The sequence below is a fragment of the Streptomyces sp. MP131-18 genome, from assembly GCF_001984575.1.
GTDB classification, from domain to species: Bacteria; Actinomycetota; Actinomycetes; order Streptomycetales; family Streptomycetaceae; genus Streptomyces; species Streptomyces johnsoniae.
In genome coordinates this window covers 1,157,600-1,181,313 of record NZ_LZNS01000001.1, presented here as the reverse complement: position 1 = coordinate 1,181,313, position 23,714 = coordinate 1,157,600, and the positions used below count along the sequence as shown (strand labels likewise).

Here is a 23,714-nt window from a genome sequence, read left to right as displayed (position 1 = left end):
ACGCCCGGAAACCAGGAGCCTCGACCATGCGCAGCCAGAGCCGACGCACCATGCGTGCCCTCGTCGCCAGCGCGGCGGCCGGCACCCTGCTCGCCGCCTGTGCCGGAGCCGGAGGCCACGGCTCCTCAGGCGACGACAGCATCAACGTCCTCATGGTCAACAACCCGCAGATGACCCAGCTCCAGGAGCTGACCGCGGAGCACTTCACGGAGGAGACCGGCATCGAGGTCAACTTCACGGTGCTTCCGGAGAACGAGGTCAGGGACAAGATCGGCCAGGACTTCGCCAACCAGTCGGGCCAGTACGACGTGGCCACCATCAGCAATTACGAGACGCCGATCTACTCCGCCAACGGCTGGCTCCAGCCGCTGGACGAATACCTCTCCTCCGATCCGGACTACGACGCGGCCGACATCCTGCCGCCCATCCAGCGCTCCCTGACCGGCGAGGACGGGCACGTCTACGCGCAGCCGTTCTACGGCGAGTCCTCGTTCCTGATGTACCGCACGGACGTCTTCGAGGAGCACGGGCTGACCATGCCGGACCGTCCCACGTGGGAGGAAGTCGCCGCGCTGGCCGCGGAGGTCGACGGGGCCGAGGAGGACATGAAGGGCATCTGCCTGCGGGGCCTGCCCGGTTGGGGCGAGGTGATCGCCCCGCTGACCACGGTCGTCAACACCTTCGGCGGCACCTGGTTCACCGCCGACTGGGAAGCCGCCCTCACCGAGCCGGAGTTCGTCGAGGCCACCGAGTTCTACGTGAACCTCGTGCGCGAGCACGGCGAGGCGGGCGCCGCCCAGTCCGGCTACGCCGAGTGCCTCAACAACATGGTCCAGGGCAACACCGCCATGTGGTACGACGCCACCGCGGGCGCGGGCTCCCTGGAGGCGGCCGACTCGCCGGTCCGCGGCAGCATCGGCTACGTGCCGGCGCCCGTCGAGGAGACCGACAGCTCCGGCTGGCTCTACACCTGGGCGTGGGGCGTGCAGGGCGCCTCCGCCAGCCCGGACGCCGCCTGGGAGTTCATCTCCTGGGCGTCGGGCACCGAGTACGAGCAGCTGGTCGGCGAGACCCTGGGCTGGGAGAACGTCCCGGCCGGCAAGCGGGCCTCCACCTACGACTACCCCGAATACCAGCAAGCGGCCGGTGCCTTCTGGGAGGTGACGCGGGACGCCATCAGCGAGGCCGACCCGCTCGACCCGGGCGTGCAGGAACGGCCCGCGCCGGGCGTGCAGTTCGTCACCATCCCCGAGTTCGCCGATCTCGGCACCCGCGTGTCCCAGGAGATCAGCGCGGCCATCGCCGGGCGGCAGAGCGTCCAGGACGCCCTGGAAGCCTCCCAGGACATGGCCGAGGAGATCGCGGAGGAGCACAGGAACCGATGAACACCACGACCCCCCGCCCACCCGCGCCACCCGCCGCGCCCAGGGCCGCCGCCGTGCCACCGAAGAATCCGGGGCGGGCCAAGGCCTGGGCGACCAGGGCCCCGCTGCTGCCCGCACTGATCTTCCTCGTCGTCGTCACGCAGCTGCCGTTCGCCGCCACCCTGGTGATCTCGCTGTGGGACTGGAACGCCCTCTACCCGGACGACCGCGCCTTCACCGGCTTCGGCAACTACGAGGCCGTGCTGCGCGACGCCGACCTGCGCCAGGCCGTCCTCACCACCGCCGTGCTGACCGCCACCGTGGTCCTGGTCAGCCTGGTGCTCGGGCTCGGACTCGCGCTGCTCCTCGACCGGCGTTTCCGCGGGCGCGGCCTGGTCCGCACCATGACCATCACCCCGTTCCTGCTGGTGCCGGTCGCCGCCGCGCTGCTGTGGAAGCACGTCCTGTTCAACCCGGAGTACGGCCTGTTCAACGGACTGCTGGCGCGTTTCGGCGACCTGTTCGGCTTCACCGCTCCACAGCCGGACTGGATATCCGACATGCCGCTGGTCGCCGTCGAGATGGCGCTGATCTGGCAGTGGACGCCGTTCATGATGCTGATCATCCTGGCGGGCCTCCAGAGCCGTTCGTCCGAACTGATGGAGGCGGCCCGCCTCGACGGGGCGGGCAACTGGCAGATCTTCACCCACCTCACGCTGCCGCACCTGCGCCGCTATCTCGAACTCGGCGGACTGCTGGGCTCCATCTACATCGTCCAGCACTTCGACGCGGTGTACACCATCACCGCGGGCGGTCTCGACACCGCCAACCTGCCCTATGTCGTCTACCAGGAGTTCTACCAGGCACAGGACTACGGGGTGGCCTCCGCGGCCGGCGTGCTGGTCGTCATCGGCTCGCTGCTCATCGCCACCTTCGCGCTGCGCGTGGTGTCCTCGCTGTTCCGGGAGGAGGGGAGCCGGTCATGACGACCGCCGACCTGAGGAGCGCCAAGACCGGCACCGCACGGCGGACCGCGGGGCCGCGGGCCGCCGTGCCCGGCGCGGGGCGGTGGAAGGGGGCCGCGCTGACGCTGACCGCGTGGGTCGCCGGGCTGGCGTTCTTCCTGCCCGTGGCCTGGATGGTGCTGACGTCGCTGCACTCGGAGCCCGACGCGGCGAGCAACCCGCCCGCGTTCACCGCGCCGCTCACGCTCGACAACTACCGCGACTTCTTCGGTACGTCCATCTGGGAGGGCCCCTGGCCGCCGCTGATCAACTCGGCGACCGCCTCCCTGGCCTCCACCGCGCTGGTCCTGCTGCTCGCGCTGCCCGCCGCCTACGCGCTGACGATCCGGCCGGTGCGGGGCTGGCGCGACGTGCTGTTCTTCTTCCTGTCCACCAAGATGCTCCCGGTCGTGGCCGGACTGCTGCCCGTCTACCTCTTCGCGCGGAACATCGGCTTCCTCGATCACGTGTGGCTGCTCGTTCTGCTCTACACCTCGATGAACCTGCCGATCGCGGTGTGGATGCTCCAGTCCTTCCTCGCCGAGGTGCCGTCCTCCGTCATCGAGGCCGCCCAACTGGACGGCGCGCGGCTGCCCGTGGTGCTGGGCCGCGTCGTGGCGCCCATTGTGCTGCCCGGCATCGCCGCGACCGCGTTGATCTGTTTCATCTTCAGCTGGAACGAACTTCTGTTCGCGCGAGTGCTGACCGGGATCAGGGCCGAGACCGCGCCGGTGTTCCTGACCAGCTTCATCACCAGTCAGGGCCTGTTCATCGCCCAGCTGTCCGCCGCCTCGATCGCCATCTCCCTGCCGGTGCTCGCCGCGGGGTTCGCCGCCCAGGACAAGCTGGTCCAGGGTCTGTCGCTAGGAGCCGTGAAGTGAAAGCCGCCCTTATCGAATCCGTCGGATCGGTCACCGTCACGACCGTTCCCGACCCGTCCCCCGGGCCGCGCGAGGTAGTCGTCAAGGTGGCGGCCTGCGGTCTGTGCGGGACCGATCTGCACATAAGAGAGGGGGAATTCGCCCCCCAGCTACCGGTGGTACCGGGACACGAGTTCGCCGGCGAGGTGGTCGCCACCGGGCGGGACGTCACCACGCTGGCCGCGGGCGACCGCGTGGCCGTGGACCCCTCCCTGTACTGCCACGAATGCCGCTACTGCCGCTCCGGCCACGCCAACATGTGCGATCGGTGGGCTGCGATCGGGGTGTCGGTCGCGGGCGGCGCGGCCGAGTTCGCGGTGGCGCCCGAGGCGAACTGCGTGAAGCTGCCCGAGCACGTCGACCCGCAGGACGCGGCGCTCATCGAGCCGCTGTCCTGCGCGATCCGCGGCTACGACGTGATCCGTTCGACGCTGGGCGCCCGCGTCCTCATCTACGGCTCGGGCACCATGGGCCTGATGATGCTGGAGCTGGCCAAGCGCACCGGGGCCAGCGGCGTGGACATCGTCGACATCAACCCCGAGCGGCTGGCCACCGCGCAGTCGCTCGGCTGCTCGCGGGCGGCCGGTAGCCCGGAGGAGTTCGACCGGCCCGAGGGCTGGGAGTTCGTCATCGACGCGACGGGGAACGCGGCGGCCATCCAGGACGGCCTGGGCCGGGTCGCGAAGGCCGGCACGTTCCTCCAGTTCGGCGTGGCCGACTACGCGGCGCGCGCCACCATCGAGCCCTACAAGATCTACAACCAGGAAATCACCATCACGGGCTCCATGGCCGTGCTGCACAGCTACGAGCGCGCCGCCGACCTGTTCGCCGGGGGCGTACTCGACCCGCAGGTGTTCATCAGCGACCGGCTGCCGCTGGACGACTACCCGCAGGCCCTCGACCGCTTCGCGGCCGGGCTCGGCCGGAAGATCGTCGTCGTCCCGTAGGCGCCTGCCGCCCGGAGCGCGGCGATTGGCCGCGCGGCGCGGCCGCGGCTTGACTGGGGTGCATGACGATCCTTGCAGTTTTCGCCGCGGCCGTGACCCTCGTCGCGGCGGCCGCCGTCACCGGTGTGTTCTTCGCCTTCTCGGTGTCGGTCATGCCCGGTCTGAACGCGGTCGGCCCCGGGGAGGCGGTCCGCGCGATGCAGAGCATCAACGCCAAGATCCTCAACCCCGCGTTCCTGGGCGCGTTCGTGGGCGCGCCGATCGCCGCCGCGCTCACCGGGGCGCTGCTGCTCCTGCTCGACCACCGCGCCGCCGGTCTCGCCTTCCTCGCCGCCGCGGTCGTGTACGTGCTCGGCGCGTTCCTGCCCACCGCGGCCGTCAACGTGCCGATGAACGACGCCCTGGCCGCGGTCGGTTCGCCCGAGGACACGCACCGCGCCGCCCGTGCCTGGGCCGACTACGCGCCGCGGTGGACCCGTTGGAACACGCTGCGCGCCGCCTTCGCCGGCGCGGCGCTGCTGCTGGCGGCGCTCGGCATGTACCTGTGGGGCAGCGCCACGTCGTGAGAGACATTCGGCATCCGGCGAGCGGCGATGTCGGTGCCTAGCCGCGGCACAGTGCCTCGCCGTGCAGTACGGCGAACCAGGCGTCGGGGCGTTCCCCCCACGCGCGCCATGCCGCTGCCAGCCGGTCGAGGTCGGCCGGGGTGGCGTGCCCGGCGGCCAGTGCCTGCCGTGCGTAGGTGGAGGAAGTGGTGCGCTCGGCCCAGCTGTCCGACCACCAGGTGCGGTCCGAAGGGGTGGCGAAACACCACACCGAGGCCGTCGCGGTGACCTCGGAGAAGCCCGCCCGGCCGGCCCAGGATGCGAGGCGCCGGCCGGCGTCCGGCTCCCCGCCCCCGGACAGGGCGAGCCGCCGGTACAGTGCCAGCCACTCCGCGAGGCCCGGTACCTGCGGATACCAGGTCATCGCCGCGTAGTCGGCGTCCCGCACCGCCACCACCCCGTCGGGGCGGCACACGCGGCGCATCTCCCGCAGCGCGCCCACCGGATCGGTCAGGTGCTGGAGCACCTGGTGGGCGTGCACCACGTCGAAGGAGTCGTCCTCGAAGTCCAGGGCGTGTGCGTCCGCCGTCGCGAAGGTGATCCCCGTCAGCCCGCGGCCCGCCGCCTCCGCCCGCGCCGCGGGCAGGATCGACGGCTCGTGGTCGACGGCGGTGACGTGGCCGGGCGCGACCCGCTCGGCCAGGTCGGCCGTCAGCGTTCCGGGGCCGCAGCCGATGTCGAGGAGGGAGAGGCCGGGGCGCAGCCGCGGCAGCAGGTGGGCCGCGGAGTTCTCCGCGGTGCGCCAGCGGTGGGAACGCAGCACCGACTCGTGGTGACCATGGACGTACACGGACTCCGGCATGCCGCACACCCTGCCCTGTGTCTCGTATTCCGGGCAACACCGTTCCGGTATGCGGGCGTGTCACCGCATCGGCCCAATCGTGCGTACCGCACGGAGGTGCGACCGCGCGGCGCGTGCTCGGCTGGGAGAGCGAGGGAAGCGAGGGAAGCGAGGGGAGCCCGGGGGTGAGCGCCGGGGGCGGTGGAAGGGAGCCGCGATGACGGAGCGGAGGGAACGCACGGACGGCGCCGGGCGCCCCGCGACCGCGCCGCCCGCCGCGCCGCGTCCGCTGTTCGAACGCAGGTCGTGGCCCCGGAGCTTCGCCGACCGCCTCACCACGCCGCTGCCCGGCCTGGTCACGCTGATCCGCGCTTCGCGCAGCGGGTCGCTGCGGCCGGGCGCCGCCGCGCCGGCCGACACTGCGGGCCTCCCGTTCGCCCCGGCGCCGCTGCCGCGGCCCGGCCCGGGGGAGCTGTCCCTGACCTGGGCGGGCCACGCGAGCTGGGTCGTCGGCGTCGGCGGCCTGACCGTGCTCACCGACCCGGTGTGGTCGCGCCGGATTCTGGCCACCCCCGCCCGCATCACCCCGGTCGGCGTCGCCTGGGAGGACCTGCCGCCCGTCGACGCCGTCGTCATCTCGCACAACCACTACGACCACCTCGACGCGCCCACCCTGAAACGCCTGCCGCGCCGCACCCCGCTGTTCGTGCCCGCCGGGCTCGGCGCCTGGTGCCGGCGCCGCGGGTTCCGCCGCGTCACCGAACTCGACTGGTGGGAGGCGGCCGAACTGCCCGCCCCCGGCGGTCCCGTGCGCTTCGACTTCGTGCCCGCACACCACTGGTCCAAGCGCACGCTGACCGACACCTGCCGTTCGCTGTGGGGCGGTTGGGTGCTGACCGACGCCGCCGGGCGGCGGCTGTACTTCGCGGGGGACACCGGCTACGGGCACTGGTTCACCGAGATCGGCGCCCGCTGTCCCGGCATCGACCTGGCGCTGCTGCCCATCGGCGCCTACGACCCGCCGTGGCTCCAGCGCCCCGTGCACACCGACCCGGAGGAGGCGGTGCGCGCCTGCGGGGACCTGGGGGCGGCGCGGATGGCGCCGATGCACTGGGCGACGTTCCTGCTCTCCGCCGAGCCGCCGACCGAGCCGCTGGCCCGGGTGCGCGCCGCCTGGCAGGCCGCCGGCCGCCCGGCGGCCGACCTGTGGGACCTCCCGGTCGGCGGCTCGCGGCTGCTGGACGCGCCCTGTCCACCGGAAGGGCCCTGAGCCCGGGAGTCCTGTCGGCCTACGCCGCGCCGCGCGTGTGCAGCTCGCGCAGGACCCGGCCGAACGCCTCCGCCGGCTGTGCGCCCGAGACCAGGAAGGCGCGGTCGAGGACGAAGGCGGGGACGCCGGTGATGCCGAGCTGCCGGGCGGTCGCGATGTCCTCGCGCACGGCGTCGGCGTGGTCCCCGTTCGCCAGCGCGCGCCGCGCCGCCGCCTCGTCGCAGCCGGCCTCCGCGGCCAGCCGCGCCAGGGTCTCGTGTCCGGCGAGCGCAATGCCCTCCTGCGCGTAGGCGGCCAGCAGCCGTTCCTGCACCGCGGCACCGAGGCCGAGGCCCGCGGCGTGGTGGACGAGACGGTGCGCGTCGAAGGTGTTCGCCGGTCTGGCCTCCGCCAGCCGGTAGGCGAGCCCGTCGCCCTCGGCTATCCCGGTGACCCGCCCCAGCATCTCCGCGACCTGCTCGGGGGGCAGGCCCTGTCGCTCGGTCAGGTGGGCGGGCAGCGTCAGGTCCGCCGTGGCGGGCGCCTCCGGGTCCAGCTGGTAGCTGCGCCACACCACCCGCACCTCGTCCCGGCCGTCGAAGTCGGCGAGCGCCCGCTCCAGGCGTCGCTTGCCGATATAGCACCAGGGGCAGACGAGGTCCGACCAGACCTCCACCGTGATCTCGCTCATAGGCTCACCCTAGGACATGCGGCTAACCCCTGGTAAGGGCATACCTTTTGGTAAGGTCACGTCATGAACGTAGGACCGCAGGCCGACGGTGCCGACGACGTGTTCGTGCGCGACTGCCCGACGCGCACGGTCCTCGACCACGTGACCAGCCGCTGGGGAGTGCTCGTTCTCGTCGCGCTGCGGGAGGAGCCGCTGCGCTTCTACCAGCTGCGCGACCGCATCGGCGGCATCAGCGAGAAGATGCTCTCGCAGAACCTGCGGGTCCTGACCGAGGACGGGCTGATCACCCGCCGGGTCGAGCCCGTCGTGCCGGTGCGGGTCAGCTACGCCCTCACGGACATCGGCCGGGAGCTCACCGCGCCGCTGCGGACCATGATCGACGTCATCGCGGCCCGGCTGCCCGAGATCATCCGCGCCCGCGAAGCCCACGCGCCGGGCGCGGCCGGCCCGCCGCCGGCCGGCCGAGGGCCTGCCGCAGACGGCGCAGGACCACCGGCGCCGCCGCGATCAGCAGCGTGAGCGTCACCGCGGCGACCACGCCCTGCCACGGATGCGGGAACAGCGCGCCGCCCAGCATCCCCAGCAGCTGGTAGGTCGCCGCCCAGCCGAGCACCGCGGGCAGATTGCCGCGCAGGTAGCGGTGCAGGGGCATGCGCGCCAGGAGGCAGGCCAGCATCACGGGTATGCGGCCGGCCGGGACGAGCCGCGACACCAGCAGCACCGTCGCGCCCCGCCGCGCCAGCCGCTCCTGCGCCCGCGCCAGCGGCTCGGGCGCCACCTGCTCGCGTATCCGGTCCAGCCAGCGCGACCCGTTCCGCGACCGCACCCCGCGCCCGCCCAGCGCGTACAGGATCGCGTCGCCGAGGAACGCCGCCGCGGCGGCCACCGCGAACACCCCGAGCGAGAACGCCGCCGCGTTGCTGTGGTGGAACGCGACCGCCGCCGCCGAGCTGACCACCGCGCCCGTCGGCACCACCGGCACCAGCGCCCCCAGCAGCACCAGCAGGAACAGCGACGGGTAGCCGATCGCCTGCTGCGTCGTATCCGGGGACACCGCCCGTGAGGCGGCGAGCGCGCACTCCGCGCCCGCCGTCGTCATCCGGCCACCGCCAGCCGCACGCTCTCGCCGTGCCGCAGCCGGTGCACCCGCACCGCCGGGGCCAGCCGGGCCGCGTGCCGCACGAACTCGTCACCGGGGGAGTGGAACTCGTGCGGGCGCACCCCCGCCATCCCGAACGGCCAGTACGTGCCGTAGTGCACCGGCACCGCGCCGCGCGGGCGCAGCCGGGTCAGCGCCTCCGCCGCCCGCTCCGCGTTCAGATGCCCGTTCCCCAGCCGCGGCCCCCAGCCGCCGACCGGCAGCAGCACCATGTCCACGGGCCCCGCCTCCCGCGCCATCGCCTCGAACAGATCCGTGTCCCCCGCGTAGTACGTCCGCGCCTCCCCCTCCACCACGTAGCCGAGCGCCGACACCCGCCGCGGCCCGAACGGCAGCCGCCGCCCGTCGTGCGCGGCCGGCACCGCCCGCACCGTGAGACCGCCCACCGGCACCCGGTCGCCAGGCGTGACCTCGCACACCTCAAGGCGGGCCGCGAGCCGCCGCAGCCCCGGCACCGCCCGCAGCGCGCCGCGCGGCAGCAGCAGCGGCGTGCCCGCGGCGAGGCGCGCGAGGGAACGCAGGTGCAGGTGGTCGGCGTGCAGGTGCGAGACGAGGACCACGTCCGCGCGCCTGGCGGCCACCGGGGGCAGCGTCCCGCGCCGCCGGCGCAGGTGGGCGCACCTCCGGGTGAACAGCGGATCGGTCAGCACCGAGGTCCCGGAGTCGAGTACCGTCGCGGTGGCGTGCCCCCACCAGGTGATGTCCACCGGCACGTGGAACTCCTTCCGCTCCCGCCCCCCGGCCCGTTCCCCGTCCTCCCAGGATGCCAGGCGGCCGACGTGGAAAATGGCAGACCGGAAGAAGGGCAGGTCGGTACCGGTGACAACCTGGCGGAACGCGGGTGCGGCCCTGCTGCGCGTGCTCGCCGTGTGGGCGGTGAGCACCCTCACCATGGTGCTGCTCGCGCTGGTGCTGCCCGGCTTCCACCTCCAGTCCGCCGACGGCGACAGCTTCACCCGCATCGGCATCACCGCCGCCCTCGGCGCCGGCTGCTTCGGCCTGCTCAACGCGCTGGTCTGGCCCTGGCTGGTCCGCGCGATGCTGCTGGTGCCCGCCCTGGCCCTCGGCCTGCTGGTCTTCCTGCTCAACGGCTCCCTGCTGTGGCTCGCGCTCAGCGCCATCCCCGACGGCCGCGGCACCGCCGGGCCGTCGACTGCCGTCGTCGTGGCGGCCGTGATGTCCGTCGCCGCCTCCGCCACCAGCACCTTCCTCGCCGTCCGCGACCCGGACGCGCAGGCCCGCCGCCTGCGCCGGATGGCCGGCCGCCGGGCCGCCCGCTCGGGCACGGCCCGGCACACCGATACCCCCGGCATCGTGTTCCTCCAGCTCGACGGCATCGGCCACCGGCGGCTGTGCGACGCGCTCGAGGGCGAACGGCCCCAGATGCCGGCCCTCGCCGCCCTCCTCGGCACCACCCACCGGCTGACGCCCTGGCACACCGACTGGTCGAGCCAGACCGGCGCCGCCCAGCTGGCCATCCTCCACGGCAGCAACGAGGATGTGCCCGCGTTCCGCTGGTACGAGAAGGACACCGGCGAGGTCATCGTCAGCAACCGCCCCTCAAGCGCCGCGGAACTCCAGCGCCGCGCCGTCGAACGCACCGGCAGCGCCGGCCTGCTCGCGCAGGACGGCGCGAGCCGCGGGAACCTGTTCACCGGCGGCGCGGGCCAGGCCGCGCTGGTGCTGTCCGTCGCCGCGCGGCGCGGTCGCGGGCAGCGCTCGCGCGCCGGGTACTTCGCGTACTTCTCCGACCCCGCCCACGCCGCGCGCACCGCCGCCTCCTTCCTCGCCGAGCTGGTCCGCGAGATCGCGCAGGCCCTGCGCGCCCGGCTCACCGGCAGCGGGCCGCGGGTCAGCCGCGGCGGCCTCTACCCGTTCATCCGCGCCTTCGCCACCGTCGTCCAGCGCGACGTGGTCACCGCCGCCGTCATAGGCGACGTCCTCAACGGCCGCACCTCCGTCTACGCCGACCTCGTCGCCTACGACGAGGTCGCCCACCACTCGGGTCCCGACAGCCGCGACACCCGGCCGGTGCTCGCGCGCCTCGACCGCTGCGTCGCCACGATCCTCCGCGCCGTCGAGCACGCGCCCCGCCCCTACCACCTGGTGCTGCTGTCCGACCACGGGCAGAGCCACGGCGAGACCTTCGAGGCCGCCTACGGGCACACGCTGGAGGAGCTGGTCAGGATCGGCTGCGGGCGGCCCGTGCCCAGGCCGCCGCGCCGCCAGGAGACCGGCGCCGAGGCCCGCGGCGCCGCCCGCGTCGCGCTCCACCGGCCGGAACGGCCCGCCCGGCCGCGGCCCGCGGAGGACGACCGGCAGGAGCGCGGGCGCGCGCCCGTCGTCCTCGCCTCCGGCAACCTCGGCCTGATCTCCCTGCCCGACGTGCCGGGACGGGCCGGGCGCCGGACCATCGAACGCCGCTGCCCCGCGCTGCTGCGCACGCTCGCCGAACACCCGGGCATCGGCTTCCTGCTCGTCCACGACGAACGGCACGGGCCCGTCGTCCTCGGCGCGGGCGGCGCCGAACACCGGCTCACCACCGGCGAGATCGTCGGCCACGACCCGCTGGCGCCCTTCGGACCGCGGGCCGCCGCGGCCGTGCGCCGCACCGCGGGCTTCGCGCACGCCGCCGACATCATGGTCAACTCCTCGGTGGATCAGGACACCGGCGACGTGCACGCCTTCGAGGACCAGATCGGCTGCCACGGCGGCCTCGGCGGGGAGCAGAGCCGCGCCTTCCTGATGTCCCCGCTGGCTCTGTCCGCCCCGGCCCCCGGCCTCGTGGGCGCGGAGGCGGTGCACCGCGAACTGCTGCGCTGGCAGCGGGAGGCAATGCTCCGCCCCACCCCCGCGCAACCGGCCCACGCGCCTTCCCGGCCCCGCTAGGCAGTGTCGTTCGGAGCTTCGTGGATCAGACGGATTCCGGTCTGGATCAGACGGATTCCGGTCTCTTTCTGTGCCGGTCGGCGTGCGCGATTGAATGGCTGGATCGGAGCCTTGCCGAACCCCAGGGCAGCGGGTATCTCCCCTCCCGAATATGCCAACTGGGTGGTACGGTGCGGCCGGAGGTAAAACGTTATCCCGATGGGGACGATGTCGCCAAAGGTTAACGGGAGCTTACCCGTTCGGTCATTCCATCCACGTAGGGCCTGTGCCTGCGCGAGACGAAGAGGTCCGCGCCTCGGGCATCCTTCCGAAACCCTGCCAGTTCGCGGACGCGCATAGCCTCGCCGAAACGGCGACAAGCCCCCTGGCCGCATACTTCGTGCCGGGGCGGCCACGTCCGCAGCCCATCCGAGGGGAATACCGTGAACACGCAAAACTCCGGGAGTGCAGTGATGCCGCATCTCGACGAAAACGCCATCCGCACGCACCCGTTGTGCGGCCCGCTGGACCGTATGCCCGCCGAGTACCGGGGCCCGCGCCGCCTCGGCCGCGACGGATGGCTGAACTTCGTGCAGCGGCTCGGGCGCGGCGAGGAGATCGACCTGGTCCGTGCCGCCACCGCCGGTGGACGGCGAATATTGGACGTCGGCGGCGGGACGGGGGAGCTCACCCGGGCCGTCGCGGCCGAGTCGGGCCGCTGCACCACCGTCGAGCCGCACCGCGACCGGGTCGCCACGCTCCACCTCGCCACGGAGGCGGAAGGGGCCGGTGTCATCGAGGCGTTCCCCGGTCGCGCGGAATCACTGCCGTTCCCCGACGCGTCCTTCGACGTGGTGTTCTCCACCTGGGTCCTGCCCTTTGTGGACGATCTGCAAAGGTCCGTTCGCGAGATGGCGCGCGTGTGTGACCTTTCCGATCCCGGAGCCAGAATCCTGCTGATCGGCGGAGCCCCGGACAATGAGCTGATCAATATCCTCAACGAGGTCTGCGCGCCCATCGCGGGCGAGCCGTACGATCACCATGGTTTCCTTCTCGTCACTGCCGCCGAGATTCTCGCGGAGGAAGGATTTCGCCGCTTCGCGCTCCAGCGGACCGAGTCCGCACTGCATTTTCCGGAGATTTCCCTGGAGGAGCGGATCGACGCGGCGTGCACGGTGCTGGTCGACTTCTGGTACGAAGGGCATCCGCGAGCGGCGGATATGCGGAGCGCTCTGCGGCCGGCGGTGCGCGGACACTTCGAACGCCGCCCGCACGCGATCGGCGACCAGGGAACCGTCCTCGTCGCCCGGCCGGGAGCACCCTCGTGACGGGCCGGGCCCGCCCGCGGCCCCCCGCGTTCGTGGGCCGGGAGGCGCAGCTGCGCGCGCTGGGCCGCGCCCGGCGGGACTGTCCGGAAAAGGGGCTGGTCCGGTGCGTGGTCACCGGGGAGCCGGGCGCGGGGCGCACCGCGCTGCTCGGCGCGTTCGCCCGTGCCGCGCGCGCCGAGGGGAGCACCACGGTAGGACTCGTCGGCCGGCGGCGGGACCGGCACGTCCCAGGCGCGCTGGTCGAGGAGCTGGTCCTGGCGCTGGCCGACGCCCTCCCGGCGGGCAGCGAGCCACAGACGCGGCTTCGCAGCGTCCAGGAACGGCTCGGGGCCGAGGACTTCTGCTCGGCCGTCCCCGGCCCGGGCCGGGGACCGGCGCTGTGGCCGACTGTGCTGAGCGCGGTCACCGTGCTGGCGGCGCGGGCACCGCTGGTCCTGACGGTGGACGACGTCTGCCGGGCCGGCCCCGGGGCGCTGGCAGCGCTTCAGCTGGTGCTGGAGACGTGTGCCCACCTCCCCGTGGTCGTGGTCGTGTCGGTGCGGCCGGGCGAGCCCGCCGAGGCCCCGCCGGAGCTGGCCGAGTTATTACTGGACGCGCGGCAGCTGGCGCTGGACGGGCTCTCCGAGCGGGAGACGGCCCTGCTGATGCGTGCACTGCTGCCGCGCGTCCCCACGGCGGGACTGGTCGGCGCCTGCCATCGGCTGACCGCAGGCAACCCGTTGCTGATCTGCGAACTGGCCGGCTGGGTCCGGGACGGCCTTCGCGCCGCCCGGGGGCCGGTAGTGCCCGAGAGCGCGGTGCTGCCCGAGGTGGCGGAGCTGGTGAGGGGGCGCGTCGCCCGGATCGACGCGGACGCCGGGCGCGTCGCGGAGGCCATCGCCGTCGCCGCCGGCCGCGGCGGCGCGGACACCTCCCTCGTCGCGCATCTGAGCGGAATCGGGCTGAGCAGGACCCTCAACGCCCTTGATCTCCTGGTGCGGATGCGGCTCGTGGCGGACGAGGACTCCCTGCGGCTGCGGCACCCCCTGCTGGCGCAGTCGCTGCTCGGCGCCATGACGCTCATGGCGCGCAACGCGGCACACCTCACCATCGCCGCCTACCTGCACGAGCGGGGCGCCCCGGCGGAGTGGATCGCCGACCACCTCATCGCCTCGACGGTGCCGCCCGGCGGCGCCTGGCCGGTGGGCGCACTGCTGCGGGCCGCCCGTTCCGCCGAGGACGCCACCGCGTTGCGCTATCTCGAACTCGCCGTCAGGACCGCTGCCGGTGAGGAGCACCGCGTCGCCATGCTGGAGCTGGCAGCGGCGCGGGTCCGGGCCGACCCGGCCGCCGGTCTCGGCGCGGCGGTGGACATGCTGGCCCGCGCCACCGACCACGTCACCCGGGCCCGTCTGCTCGGCCATATCGGCCGGGCCCTGGACGGCGCGGGCCTGCCCGAGGCCGCGCAGCGGGTGCCTGACCAGGTGGCGGCGCTGGTCGACGGGACCCCGCTGCACGGCTGGCCCCACCTCCACCGCTGTCTGACGCACTTCTACGAGTCGCCGCCCGCGGACACCGCGAAGATCATCGAGGATCTGCCGGGCCGGCCGCCGTCGGCCGGCCGCGACGGCGTGCCGCGAACGCACGCGGCGGCGACGGCCATCGGCGCGTTCTGCCGCTTCCTCGTCGACGACGATCCGCGCGCCGCCGTGCGGCGGGCGCGCTGGGCGCTGGGCCGAAGCCTCGACGAACTGGGCCTGCATCCCCTGGCGTTGCCCTCGGCCCTGACCGTGCTCGGGGAGTCGGGCCACCACGACGAGGCCGCCGCCCACGTGCGCCGGCTCGACGGCTTCGCGCAGGGCTGGCCGAGCGCATCCCGCGCGATGCTGCTGCTGGTCGAGGCACGGATCGCGCTGGCCGCGGGGGAGGTGCCGACCGCCCGCGGGCGGCTCGCCGCCGCTCTGGAACGAACCGCCGGATACGGGGCGGCCGCGAGCGACCCCGTGCTGGTGTGCACGGTGGGTCTCCTGGCCGGTGTGCTCCTCAGCCTGGACGAGGGCGCCGAGGCCGAGGCGCTGCTGCGGCGGCACGGATATCTGGGAGAGCTGCCGCCCGGCTGGCACTATCAGGATCTCCTGCTGGCCAGGGCCAGGTTGCGGGCCGCCGGAAGCGATCTCGTGGGCGCCGGACGGGACATGGCGGAGCTGCTGGAGCGCGGCAGGGACGCCGGCCTGCGGGCGACGGGGACCGTCTCGTGGCGCATGCACGGGGTCGCGCTGCTCGACCAGGTGGGCCGGACCGAGGAGGCCAGGCAACTGGCCCGCCAGCAGGTGCGGTTCGCCGGCAGCACCGGGTCGGCCGGGGAACGCGGCCGGGCCCTGCGCGTGCTGGGCCGGGTGGAGGGCGGCACGGCGGGCGAACACCTGCTGAACGAGGCGGTGTCGCTGCTGGAGAACACGCAGGACACCTATGACCTGGCCCACGCGCTCGGCGATCTTGGCTGCCTGCTGATCCGGCTCGACCGGCCGGACGAGGCGCTCGCCGTCCTGACCCGAGCGGTGCGGCTGGCCGACCGGTGCGAGGCCCGCGCGCTGAGCGGCCAGCTCGGGCAGCAGCTGCTCGCGGCGGACGAACGCGCGCCTCAGCACGTCTCGTTGCGCGGCATCCTGGCGCTGACCCGGCGCGAACGGCAGATCCTCGTCGACGCGATGCGCGGTCTGACGAACAAGCGGATCGCGACGATGCGTCAGATCACCCGGCGCACCGTCGAACTGCACCTTTCCAGCGCCTACCGCAAGCTTCGTATCGACGGACGCGGCGACTTCCCCCTGGTGTTCTGCAACCCCGGCCTGTGGACCCTCCTCACCGACGGGGCCCTGGCCGCCCGCCGGCACCCGGCGGCACCGAGGCCCGCGGTCACCGGGGCGCGGGGCCGTGCTTCGGCCGGAAGCCCTCAATCCTTCGGCCTCGGGCCGTGATGTGCGCGCGCCGGTCCGGCACCACACTGAACGGACAGGCCGGACCGATCCTGGGAGGTTCCCTGATGGAGCAAGACACCAGCAGCCCGGACCCGTTCACCGCCGTCGTGGTCCTCTCCGGAGGCATGGACTCCACCGCCCTGATGGCGCACTACGCGGCGCTGCGGTTCCGCCTCGTGGCCGTGACCGTGGACTACGGGCAGCGGCACCGCCGGGAGATCGACGCCGCCCGTGACATCGCGGCCCACTACGGCGCCGCCCACCGGCTTGTCGACTTCAGCGGCTTCGGTTCGCTGCTCGCCGGATCGGCGCTCACCGACGAGAGCGTCGCGGTCCCCGAAGGCCACTACGCGGAGGAGGCGATGAAGGCGACGGTCGTGCCGAACCGGAATGCGGTACTCGCCAACATCGCCGTGTCGGTCGGTGTCGCCTGCCGGGCCGGCGTGGTGGCGCTCGGCATGCACGCCGGCGACCGCGCCGTCTACCCGGACTGCCGCCCGCCTTTCCTGACGGCCCTTCAGGAGCTGGTCGCCGTGGCCAACGAGGGTTTCCCCACGCCCAGGGTCGAGGCGCCGTTCCTGACCTGGACCAAGGCCGCGATAGCCGCCCACGGGGCCGGGCTCGGAGCGCCGCTGGGGCGCAGCTGGTCGTGCTACAAGGGCGGCGACCAGCACTGCGGCATCTGCGGGACCTGCTACGAGCGGCGGGAGGCGTTCGAGGAAGCCGGACTGCCGGACCCGACGACCTACCTGGACGGCGTGACCCGGTTCGCCGTTCCCTGACCGAGCACGCCCGAAGGCGTGCGATCAGCAAAAGGTACGCATGTGACTGGTATACGGAACATCACACTCGACACGGGTCTGGACTTCTGGGCCCCCCACGAGGCCGAAGCCCACTGGCAGTACGAGGAGATATTCAAGCTCGGCTGCTACAGCGGCATCCGGCTGCCCCCCGGGGCGTACGTCATCGACGTGGGGGCGAACATCGGCCTCTTCACGTACTTCCTCAAACGCGGTTGCCCCACCGCCCGCGTCCGCGCCTTCGAGCCGATGCCGGAAGCGCTGGCGTCGCTGCGGCGCAACATCGAGGCGCACGGGCTGACCGGCATCACGATCGAGGAGTGCGCCCTCGGCTCGGGCACCGAGGACGAGGTGCCCTTCGTCTACTACCCGCAGGCGCCCGGCAATTCGACGCGGTACCCGGAGGAGAAGGAGCTGCAGATCGCCGTGCTCGCCCGGGAGGCCCCGGAGGAGTACATCAGGGCGCACTACCGGGGCTACTCCGTACCCGTCCAGGTGGCGCGGCTCTCGTCCTACCTGGTCCCCGGCGAGCGGGTCGATCTGCTGAAGATCGACGTCGAAGGCGCGGAGCTGGACGTGCTGCGCGGAGTCGACACCGAGCACTGGCCGCTCATCGGCCGGCTGGTCCTTGAGGTGCAGGACCTGGACGGCCGGCTCGACGCGATCGGTGACCTGCTGCGCGGACACGGCTTCGTGGTCGACGCCCGGCCGTCACCGCTGATCCCGGAGGACGTCAGGACCTTCCTCGTCCACGCCGTCCGCCCCGGCTGACACCCCCGACGTCATCCGGACAGTGGCCCGCGGAGGTCCCCGCCGATCCGGCGGGCCTCCGCGAGCAACTGCGGCCGCCAGCGGCTCCACAGGTCCTTCAGCCGCGAGGTGACGAGGACGATGTCGAACGAGTCGTCCGGCAGCGTCGTGCGCAGGCCGATCGCGTGGCGGACCGAACGCCCGGACCGCGCGGCGGCGTTCACCGCATGCCGGTCGAAGTCGAACAGCTCCGCCCGCGGCAGCCAGGGGGGAATCGACGCCCCGCAGCCGAGGACGGCGATCCGCGTGCCGGGGGCGACGTCCCGCAGTGGGGCCAACTCCCGCGTGACGTCGACAGACCCGGCCGCGGCGGCCGCGTCGAGCAGGAGCAGGTACTCGTCCTCGGTGTTCCAGTCGTGCCGGACCTCGAAGCCGGGCCGCTCGCGCGCGAACCACGCCCACAGCAGCTCGACCACCGGCTCCGGGTGCTTGTGCAGGAAGGCCAGGAAGTTGGCGTGGTTGCTCGCCAGGTCCGCCGAGGCGGCCCTCGGATGCGGCACGTCCACGGCCCAGGCGTCCCTGCTGACCACCGGGCGCACCCCGTGCCGGAACAGCCGGAACCCCAGCTCCAGGTCCTCACCGCCCCAGCTGCGGAAGCTCTCGTCGAAGCCGCCGAGTGCCAGGAAGTCGTCGGCGCGCACCGAGCAGTTCATCGACCAGAACCACTGCCACGGCACGGCACTGCGCCCCAGGTCGAACCCGAAGCGGGCGAACGCCAGATGCCGGGCGTCCCGGAAGTCCGGCGCGTCGCCGTAGTGGCCGACCAGCTCCTCCGGGGTCATGACCCGGACGGCGTCGCCGAGCCCCGGGGTCGGGCTACCGGGCCGGTACCCGAAGGTGTAACCGATCACCGCCCGCGGCGGGTCCTGGGCAGCCCCCTCCGGCACGGCGAGGTGGGCGGCGAGGTGGGCGGCGAGGAAGTCCGGGCCCGGCAGGATGCCCGCATCGACGAAGGCCAGGACCGGCGCGGACGCCAGCCGCGCGCCCGCGTTGCGGGCGGCGGCGGCCCGGAACCCCAGGTCCTCCTGGAAGCGGTACCGGATCGAAAGCCGGTCGGCGAAGCCCGCCACCACCTCCCGGGTGTCGTCGTGGGAGCCGTCGTCCGAGACCACGACCTCGAACTCGGCCGTCGGCAGCCGCTGCCCGGCCAGCGCGTCGAGCGTGCCGCGCAGCAGCGCGGCACGCTCGTAGGTGGGGATCACGACGCAGATCCGCGGCCCACCGTTCACGCCGTGCCCAGCGTGGCGCGCAGGAAGGCCGCCGCCACGGCGGCCGGCGTGTGCTCGGCGACCTGGTGGGGCGCCTGCCGCGCCGCGGCGTGATACGCCTCACGGTCCGCGAGCAGGTCCGCGGTGGCCTCCCACAGCCGCTTGGGCCCCTCCGCGAAGTCGACCATGTCGAGCGCCCGGCCGGTGAGCGCGGGCAAGTGGCCGAAGCCGCTCACCACGTCCAGGCCGACCAGCCGCCCGGCCGGGCCGGCGAGCGCGGGCAGGTGCCCGAAGCCGTAGCCGACGACGGGCGTGCCCACCGACAGGGACTCGGCGGGGACATTGCCGAACGTCTCCGGGCTGGTCGACGGGACCAGGGTGACGGCGGCGCCCGCGAGGAACGGCTGCACCTCGTCCCAGGCGAGCGGGGGCAGGATCTCGATGTCCGGCCGGTTCCCGGCGAGGGCCCGGCATTCCTCGAACACGTCGTCCTGCATGCCCGGCCACAGCTCGAACCCGGCCGCCGCCAGCACGACCTGCACGGGGCGCCCCCATCCGTCCGGGTGGGCCCGCAGCAGTTCGGCGACGCCCTTGGACGGATCGGCACGAGCCACGACCCGCACCGGTCCTGTGCGCCGGAGCCGTTCGCGTTCCTCGGGCGGCGGCGGCTCGCCGACGCCCAGCAGGGCGTTGGGCAACGCGTGCCAGCCGCTGGAGTCGAGCCCGGCCCTGGCTGCCTCCTCGATCATGAACGGACTGACGGCGAGTACGGCGTCGGGGCCGTGGGCCAGGCTCTCCCGCATGGGCTCGTCGACGCGCAGGAAGTGGACCATCAGCGCCGTCCGCACCTCGGCCGGTGCCGGGCTCAGGAAGCCCAGGCCCACCACGGCGTCGCTCCAGCAGACCACGTCGATCCGGTGCTGATCGAGCAGGGTCAGGATCTCCCGCCGGAGCGGCTCGTGCTCGGTCAGCAGCCGCTGCTCCTCGTCGAACTGGACCGGCCGCGGCAGGTTCAGCGTGGGCAGCCGCAGCAGGTTCTCGTCGTCGTCCTCGCCGGCCGGACCCGCGGCGATGATCACCGCGCGGTGACCCAGCTCGCGCAGGCCGTCGGCGAGCGAGGCGACGGCACGTTCCACGCCGGCGGGCTCGTCGGGGTTGTAGGTCAGCAGGACGAGAGCGATGTTCACGGCATGCTCCTTTCTCGGCCGGGCCTCATCGGCGGGGGAAGGCGGTGGCGACCAGCTCGTCGCGGGCCGGCCCGTACTCCTCGAAGATCCCGGTGAACACCGAGGTCGTCATCAGGGCCGGGGTGCGGATGCCCCGCATGCTCATGCACAGGTGCTCGCCCTGCCCGATCACCGCGACGTCCGGGGAGCCGGTCGCGGCGGAGACGTCCTCGGCGACGTCCTGGATCAGGCGCTCCTGCACCTGGAGCCGGTGCGCGTGGCGGTGGGCGATGCGCGCGAACTTCGACAGGCCGAGCACGTCGCCGTGCGGCTTGTAGGCGATGGTCAGGACGCAGGAGAACGGCAGCAGGTGGTGCTCGCACAGCGACCAGACGTGAATGTCGGAGACCATCACGATCTGTCCGCTGGTGCGTAACGGGAAACGGGTGTCCGCCTCGCCCGCGTCGTACCCACTGAACTCCCGCCACCAGCGGGCGAACCGCGCCGGGGTCTCCTTCAGCCCGTCCCGGTCCGGGTCCTCGCCGATCTCGACGAGAAGCCGACGTGCCACGTCCTCCAGCGGGTCGTGGGTTTCCGGCCGGTTCTCGTAGGCACTCGTGGTCATCAGATGCCCCTCCGGTTGCCCCATACCGCGATGTGCAGTCGGGTCGTCAGGTTCCAGCCGCGGGCGATCACCTCGTCGCCCAGCGTGCCGAGATTGCGGTCCAGCTCCTCGCGGTTCCGTCCCTCGGGCATGATCCACACCGGGGTGGTGCCGAAGCGTTCGACGACGGCGGCCACCTCGTCCAGATCCCCGGGGGTCCGGCAGACGAACTTGAACGCGGTGCCGGGCGCCGCGGCGAGCGCGGCGAGCGCTTCCGGTTTGAGCCGTCGCGACTCCGGGTCGCCCGAATGGGCCAGCTTGGGCGAGACGTTGAACCGCACCAGCTCAACCAGCTCCGGCCGCGGCGTGACGGTTCCGTTGGTCTCGATCTCGATGCGGTGCCCGCTCCCGGCGAGCGCGCGCAGCAGCGGCACCAGCCGCTTCTGCTGGCTGAGCGGCTCCCCGCCGGAGATCACGATCATCGGCACCGCGTACGCGCGCAGGCGCCGCAGGACCTCCTCCCAGGCCATCGCACGCAGCTCCGTGCGCGGGTCGTACGCCACCCCGGAGTCGCCGATGCCGGTCCAGTCCCACGTGTAGGGGGTGTCGCACCAGCGGCAGGCCAGGTTGCAGCCGCCCAGCCGGAGGAACGCGCAGCGCCGGCCCATCGAAGGGCCTTCTCCCTGCACGGTCAGGTCGGGCCGAAGATCTCGTTGACGATGAGCTTCGGACCCATTGCGGCACCACCCCCTTCGCGGCCTGCCGTGGGTGCGGCCGTCACGGGCGGTACTCCGCCCACGTCTTCGCCGTCTCGGAGACCCGGACGGAGCTCAGCTCGGGATAGCGCGGCAGCCAGCGTTCGTACAGCCAGCGCGAGAGGTTCTCGGCCGACGGATTGCGGTCGGCCAGCAGGTCGTTGAGGTGGCGGTGGTCCACCTCGTGGTCCAGCCACCGGCTGAAGTCCTTCAGCTCGCCGTAGTCCCGCACGAAGCCGACCTCGTCCAGCCCGTCCGCCGCCGCGGCGAGCTCCAGCTCCACCACGTAGTTGTGGCCGTGCAGCCGGCCGCACGGGTGCCCCTCGGGCAGCCCGTCGAGCCGGTGACTGGCCGAGAAGTGAAACTCCTTGGTGATCCGAAAGGTCATGCCAGCACCTCCGGCACCCATGGTGTCCAAGGCGGCGGGGCGGCACATCACGGTACGGACCGAGATACGCGGAGCCGGCGTCCGAAGGTCCACGTGCCGCGGCGGCGCGCGGGACCTAGGCTGGTGTACCTCGCCGTACGGAGGGAGCACGCCATGGCACCGCGGCCGTTGACCGGGCAGGAGATCGAGCAGGCGCTCGCCGGGCTGCCCGGCTGGACCCTGGAGGACGACCGGCTGGTGCGCAGCTACGGCCTGGCCGGCCACCTGCCCGCCGTCGCGCTGCTCGTGCACATCGCGACCGTGCAGGAGGAGCTGGACCACCACGCCGATCTGGCGCTCACCTACAACCGGCTCGGCGTCGCGGTGCACACCCACAGCGTGGGCGGCAAGGTCACCGAGCTGGACGTGCGGCTCGCCCGCCGCATCGAGGATCTCGCCCCGGCACACGGTGCCAGCTGATCCCGCGCGCCCTCACGCGTCGACCACCCGGACGGTCACGGTGTGCCGGCCCGTCGCGCCGTCGGGCGCGGTCCCCGACTCCTCGGCCGGCTGCGTCCGCCCGCCGCGGTCCGTGGCCCTGACCTGGAGGCGGTACTCGCCCGGCTCGGCCCGCCAGTCGAAGCGCCACTGGCGCCAGGTGTCGGCCGTGTCCTCCTCGGCCAGCTCCGCCTCCTGCCACGGCCCCTCGTCCACCCGGACCTCCACGCGGTCGATGCCGGTGTGCTGCGCCCAGGCCACGCCCGCCACCGGCACCAGGCCAGCGCGCGGCGGCGCCGAGCCGCGCGGGGTGTCGATGCGGGACTGCGTCTTCACCGGCCCCCGTTCGGCCCAGCCGCGGTCCGTCCAGTACGCGGGGAACGCGTCGAACGTGGTCAGCTCCAGCTCCGTCAGCCACTTGCAGGCCGACACGTAGCCGTAGAGGCCCGGCACCACCATCCGCACCGGGAAACCGTGTGCGAACGGCAGCGGTTCGCCGTTCATGCCGAAGGCGAGCAGCGCGTCCCTGCCGTCCATCACCGTCTCCAGCGGACTGCCGAGCGTCATCCCGTCCACGGAGTGCGCCACCAACTGGTCGGCCGGGCCGCCCCGGGACGGCGGCCGGACGCCCGCGTCGCGCAGCACCCCGTCGAGCCGGACGCCCAGCCAGCGGGCGTTGCCGACGAAGGTGCCGCCCACCGGGTTGGACACGCAGGCGAGGGTGATGTCGCGTTCGACGATCTCCCGCGCGAACAGGTCGGCCAGCGTCCACGTCACCGGGCGCGGCACGCCCGCCCCGTGAATCCGCAGCCGCCACCGCTCCGCGTCCACGCGCGGGACGCGCAGCGCGGTGTCGATGCGGTAGAAGCGGTCGTTCGGGGTGATGAACGGGGCCAGGCCGGGAACGTTCAGCCGCGCGCCGGGCGGTACGGGCGGCGCGGCTGCGTCGGCCGCGGGCAGGGCCAGCGCGCTCCGGGAGGCAGCGGCGGCGGCCGAATCGGCGGAGTGCAGCGTGCGGCCGAGCAGCCCGGCGCCCGCCGAGGCGGCGGCGGTCGCGGCGGCGGCCGTCAGGAAGCGGCGCCGGTCGGCGGGCGCCGCCGGCTCCGCGGCAGCCGCGCCGTCGTTCCGCGGCGCGGGCGCCGCCCGCAGCCGCCCGGCCAGCAGGGCGAGCACCCCGGCCGCGGCCACGGCGGCGACGACCGAGGGCCAGGCGTCGGACGGCCGGGCGCCAGGGCCCGTCACCGCGGCCAGGGCGCCCACGGCGCCGAACGCCGCCGCGCCGGCCGGCCCCGCGGCGCGGTGCCACCGCGCCAGCAGGCCGAGGCCCGCGGCGAACAGCACGAGCACCACGACGATGCCGGCTTCGAGCACCGGCTTGTCGTTCGTGCCGAAGGTGTCGATCGCCCAGGTGGTGACCGGCACGGGGGCCAGGGCGATGGCGGCCTCCCCGACGGCGGCGACCGGCGCGGCCTCCGGCCGCACCGCGGCGGCGGCCAGCTCGCCCGCGGCGAGTCCGGCCACCGCCGCCAGGATTCCGCCGAGCGCGGCGAGCGCGGCGAGCGTGCGGTGCGTCCTTGCGTTGGTCACGCTCCCATTCGACGCCCGCGGACGGGGCTGTGGGAAGCGCGGAAAA

Annotated in this window: 23 protein-coding genes; 13 read left to right on the top strand and 10 right to left on the bottom strand. The window is 73.6% G+C overall.

What is annotated here, in order from left to right; all coding sequences use genetic code 11:
* Nucleotides 1–26: 26 nt before the first annotated feature.
* The 5 genes from STBA_RS04970 to STBA_RS04950 all read left to right on the top strand — a co-directional run bounded on the left by STBA_RS04970 (nt 27) and on the right by STBA_RS04950 (nt 4,801).
* Nucleotides 27–1,385, top strand: a complete 1,359-nt coding sequence (locus STBA_RS04970; RefSeq protein ID WP_077058063.1) for a sugar ABC transporter substrate-binding protein — start codon at nt 27–29, stop codon at nt 1,383–1,385.
* Entirely contained in the window at nt 1,382–2,350 is a 969-nt protein-coding gene (locus tag STBA_RS04965; RefSeq protein ID WP_077058062.1) for a sugar ABC transporter permease, read from the top strand. The genes STBA_RS04970 and STBA_RS04965 overlap by 4 nt, the downstream gene beginning before the upstream one ends.
* Nucleotides 2,347–3,249: a carbohydrate ABC transporter permease gene (locus STBA_RS04960; RefSeq protein WP_079251723.1), complete on the top strand. Its 903-nt coding sequence runs from the start codon at nt 2,347–2,349 to the stop codon at nt 3,247–3,249. The genes STBA_RS04965 and STBA_RS04960 overlap by 4 nt, the downstream gene beginning before the upstream one ends.
* Nucleotides 3,246–4,235, top strand: coding sequence for a zinc-dependent alcohol dehydrogenase family protein (locus STBA_RS04955; protein ID WP_077058061.1), 990 nt, complete (start codon nt 3,246–3,248; stop codon nt 4,233–4,235). The genes STBA_RS04960 and STBA_RS04955 overlap by 4 nt, the downstream gene beginning before the upstream one ends.
* Nucleotides 4,236–4,297: 62 nt before the next feature.
* On the top strand, nt 4,298–4,801 hold the full coding sequence (locus STBA_RS04950) for an anthrone oxygenase family protein (RefSeq protein ID WP_077058060.1): 504 nt from the start codon (nt 4,298–4,300) through the stop codon (nt 4,799–4,801).
* Between the two features lie 37 nt (nt 4,802–4,838).
* On the opposite strand, the gene STBA_RS04945 is transcribed toward STBA_RS04950, so the two are convergent.
* The gene (locus STBA_RS04945; RefSeq protein ID WP_077058059.1) at nt 4,839–5,642 is read right to left on the bottom strand and encodes a methyltransferase domain-containing protein; all 804 of its coding nucleotides are present in this window, start codon (nt 5,640–5,642) and stop codon (nt 4,839–4,841) included.
* Nucleotides 5,643–5,838: 196 nt separating this feature from the next.
* Here STBA_RS04945 and STBA_RS04940 point away from each other — a divergent pair, with 196 nt between their 5' ends.
* Nucleotides 5,839–6,891, top strand: coding sequence for an MBL fold metallo-hydrolase (locus STBA_RS04940; protein ID WP_077058058.1), 1,053 nt, complete (start codon nt 5,839–5,841; stop codon nt 6,889–6,891).
* Between the two features lie 19 nt (nt 6,892–6,910).
* Here STBA_RS04940 and STBA_RS04935 read toward each other — a convergent pair whose 3' ends face one another.
* Entirely contained in the window at nt 6,911–7,561 is a 651-nt protein-coding gene (locus STBA_RS04935; RefSeq protein WP_077058057.1) for a DsbA family oxidoreductase, read from the bottom strand.
* A 63-nt stretch (nt 7,562–7,624) separates the two neighbouring features.
* On the opposite strand from STBA_RS04935, the gene STBA_RS04930 reads away from it, so the two are divergent.
* Nucleotides 7,625–8,080, top strand: a complete 456-nt coding sequence (locus STBA_RS04930; protein ID WP_077058056.1) for a helix-turn-helix domain-containing protein — start codon at nt 7,625–7,627, stop codon at nt 8,078–8,080.
* Here STBA_RS04930 and STBA_RS04925 read toward each other — a convergent pair.
* Both STBA_RS04925 and STBA_RS04920 read right to left on the bottom strand, forming a co-directional pair.
* On the bottom strand, nt 7,968–8,660 hold the full coding sequence (locus tag STBA_RS04925; RefSeq protein ID WP_077058055.1) for a VTT domain-containing protein: 693 nt from the start codon (nt 8,658–8,660) through the stop codon (nt 7,968–7,970). The genes STBA_RS04930 and STBA_RS04925 overlap by 113 nt on opposite strands.
* Nucleotides 8,657–9,433, bottom strand: a complete 777-nt coding sequence (locus STBA_RS04920) for an MBL fold metallo-hydrolase (RefSeq protein ID WP_077058054.1) — start codon at nt 9,431–9,433, stop codon at nt 8,657–8,659. The genes STBA_RS04925 and STBA_RS04920 overlap by 4 nt, the downstream gene beginning before the upstream one ends.
* A 73-nt stretch (nt 9,434–9,506) precedes the next feature.
* Between STBA_RS04920 and STBA_RS04915 the strand changes: the two genes are divergently transcribed.
* The 5 genes from STBA_RS04915 (at nt 9,507) to STBA_RS04895 (ending at nt 17,444) form a co-directional block, all read left to right on the top strand.
* Nucleotides 9,507–11,609: a phage holin family protein gene (locus STBA_RS04915; protein WP_077058053.1), complete on the top strand. Its 2,103-nt coding sequence runs from the start codon at nt 9,507–9,509 to the stop codon at nt 11,607–11,609.
* Between the two features lie 452 nt (nt 11,610–12,061).
* Entirely contained in the window at nt 12,062–12,916 is an 855-nt protein-coding gene (locus STBA_RS04910) for a class I SAM-dependent methyltransferase (RefSeq protein ID WP_077058052.1), read from the top strand.
* Nucleotides 12,913–15,873, top strand: coding sequence for an AAA family ATPase (locus STBA_RS04905; protein ID WP_077058051.1), 2,961 nt, complete (start codon nt 12,913–12,915; stop codon nt 15,871–15,873). The genes STBA_RS04910 and STBA_RS04905 overlap by 4 nt, the downstream gene beginning before the upstream one ends.
* Before the next feature lie 65 nt (nt 15,874–15,938).
* A complete protein-coding gene (gene queC, locus STBA_RS04900) occupies nt 15,939–16,655 on the top strand; it encodes a 7-cyano-7-deazaguanine synthase QueC (RefSeq protein ID WP_077063111.1) in 717 nt (238 codons plus the stop codon).
* 42 nt (nt 16,656–16,697) lie between these two features.
* Nucleotides 16,698–17,444, top strand: coding sequence for an FkbM family methyltransferase (locus STBA_RS04895; protein WP_077058050.1), 747 nt, complete (start codon nt 16,698–16,700; stop codon nt 17,442–17,444).
* Between the two features lie 11 nt (nt 17,445–17,455).
* Here STBA_RS04895 and STBA_RS04890 read toward each other — a convergent pair whose 3' ends face one another.
* The 5 genes from STBA_RS04890 to STBA_RS04870 form a co-directional block, all read right to left on the bottom strand.
* A complete protein-coding gene (locus STBA_RS04890; protein WP_077058049.1) occupies nt 17,456–18,712 on the bottom strand; it encodes a glycosyltransferase in 1,257 nt (418 codons plus the stop codon).
* A complete protein-coding gene (locus STBA_RS04885; RefSeq protein ID WP_077058048.1) occupies nt 18,709–19,878 on the bottom strand; it encodes a glycosyltransferase family 4 protein in 1,170 nt (389 codons plus the stop codon). Before STBA_RS04885 ends, STBA_RS04890 begins: the two co-directional genes overlap by 4 nt.
* Nucleotides 19,879–19,903: 25 nt before the next feature.
* On the bottom strand, nt 19,904–20,482 hold the full coding sequence (gene folE, locus STBA_RS04880; RefSeq protein WP_077058047.1) for a GTP cyclohydrolase I FolE: 579 nt from the start codon (nt 20,480–20,482) through the stop codon (nt 19,904–19,906).
* On the bottom strand, nt 20,482–21,129 hold the full coding sequence (locus STBA_RS04875) for a 7-carboxy-7-deazaguanine synthase QueE (protein WP_253194532.1): 648 nt from the start codon (nt 21,127–21,129) through the stop codon (nt 20,482–20,484). Before STBA_RS04875 ends, folE begins: the two co-directional genes overlap by 1 nt.
* A gap of 109 nt (nt 21,130–21,238) precedes the next feature.
* Complete coding sequence (locus tag STBA_RS04870) at nt 21,239–21,604, bottom strand: 6-carboxytetrahydropterin synthase (protein ID WP_077058045.1); 366 nt, start codon at nt 21,602–21,604, stop codon at nt 21,239–21,241.
* A gap of 153 nt (nt 21,605–21,757) precedes the next feature.
* Here STBA_RS04870 and STBA_RS04865 point away from each other — a divergent pair, with 153 nt between their 5' ends.
* The gene (locus STBA_RS04865; protein WP_077058044.1) at nt 21,758–22,063 is read left to right on the top strand and encodes a 4a-hydroxytetrahydrobiopterin dehydratase; all 306 of its coding nucleotides are present in this window, start codon (nt 21,758–21,760) and stop codon (nt 22,061–22,063) included.
* Between the two features lie 12 nt (nt 22,064–22,075).
* On the opposite strand, the gene STBA_RS04860 is transcribed toward STBA_RS04865, so the two are convergent.
* On the bottom strand, nt 22,076–23,668 hold the full coding sequence (locus STBA_RS04860) for a molybdopterin-dependent oxidoreductase (protein WP_077058043.1): 1,593 nt from the start codon (nt 23,666–23,668) through the stop codon (nt 22,076–22,078).
* Between the last annotated feature and the right edge of the window lie 46 nt (nt 23,669–23,714).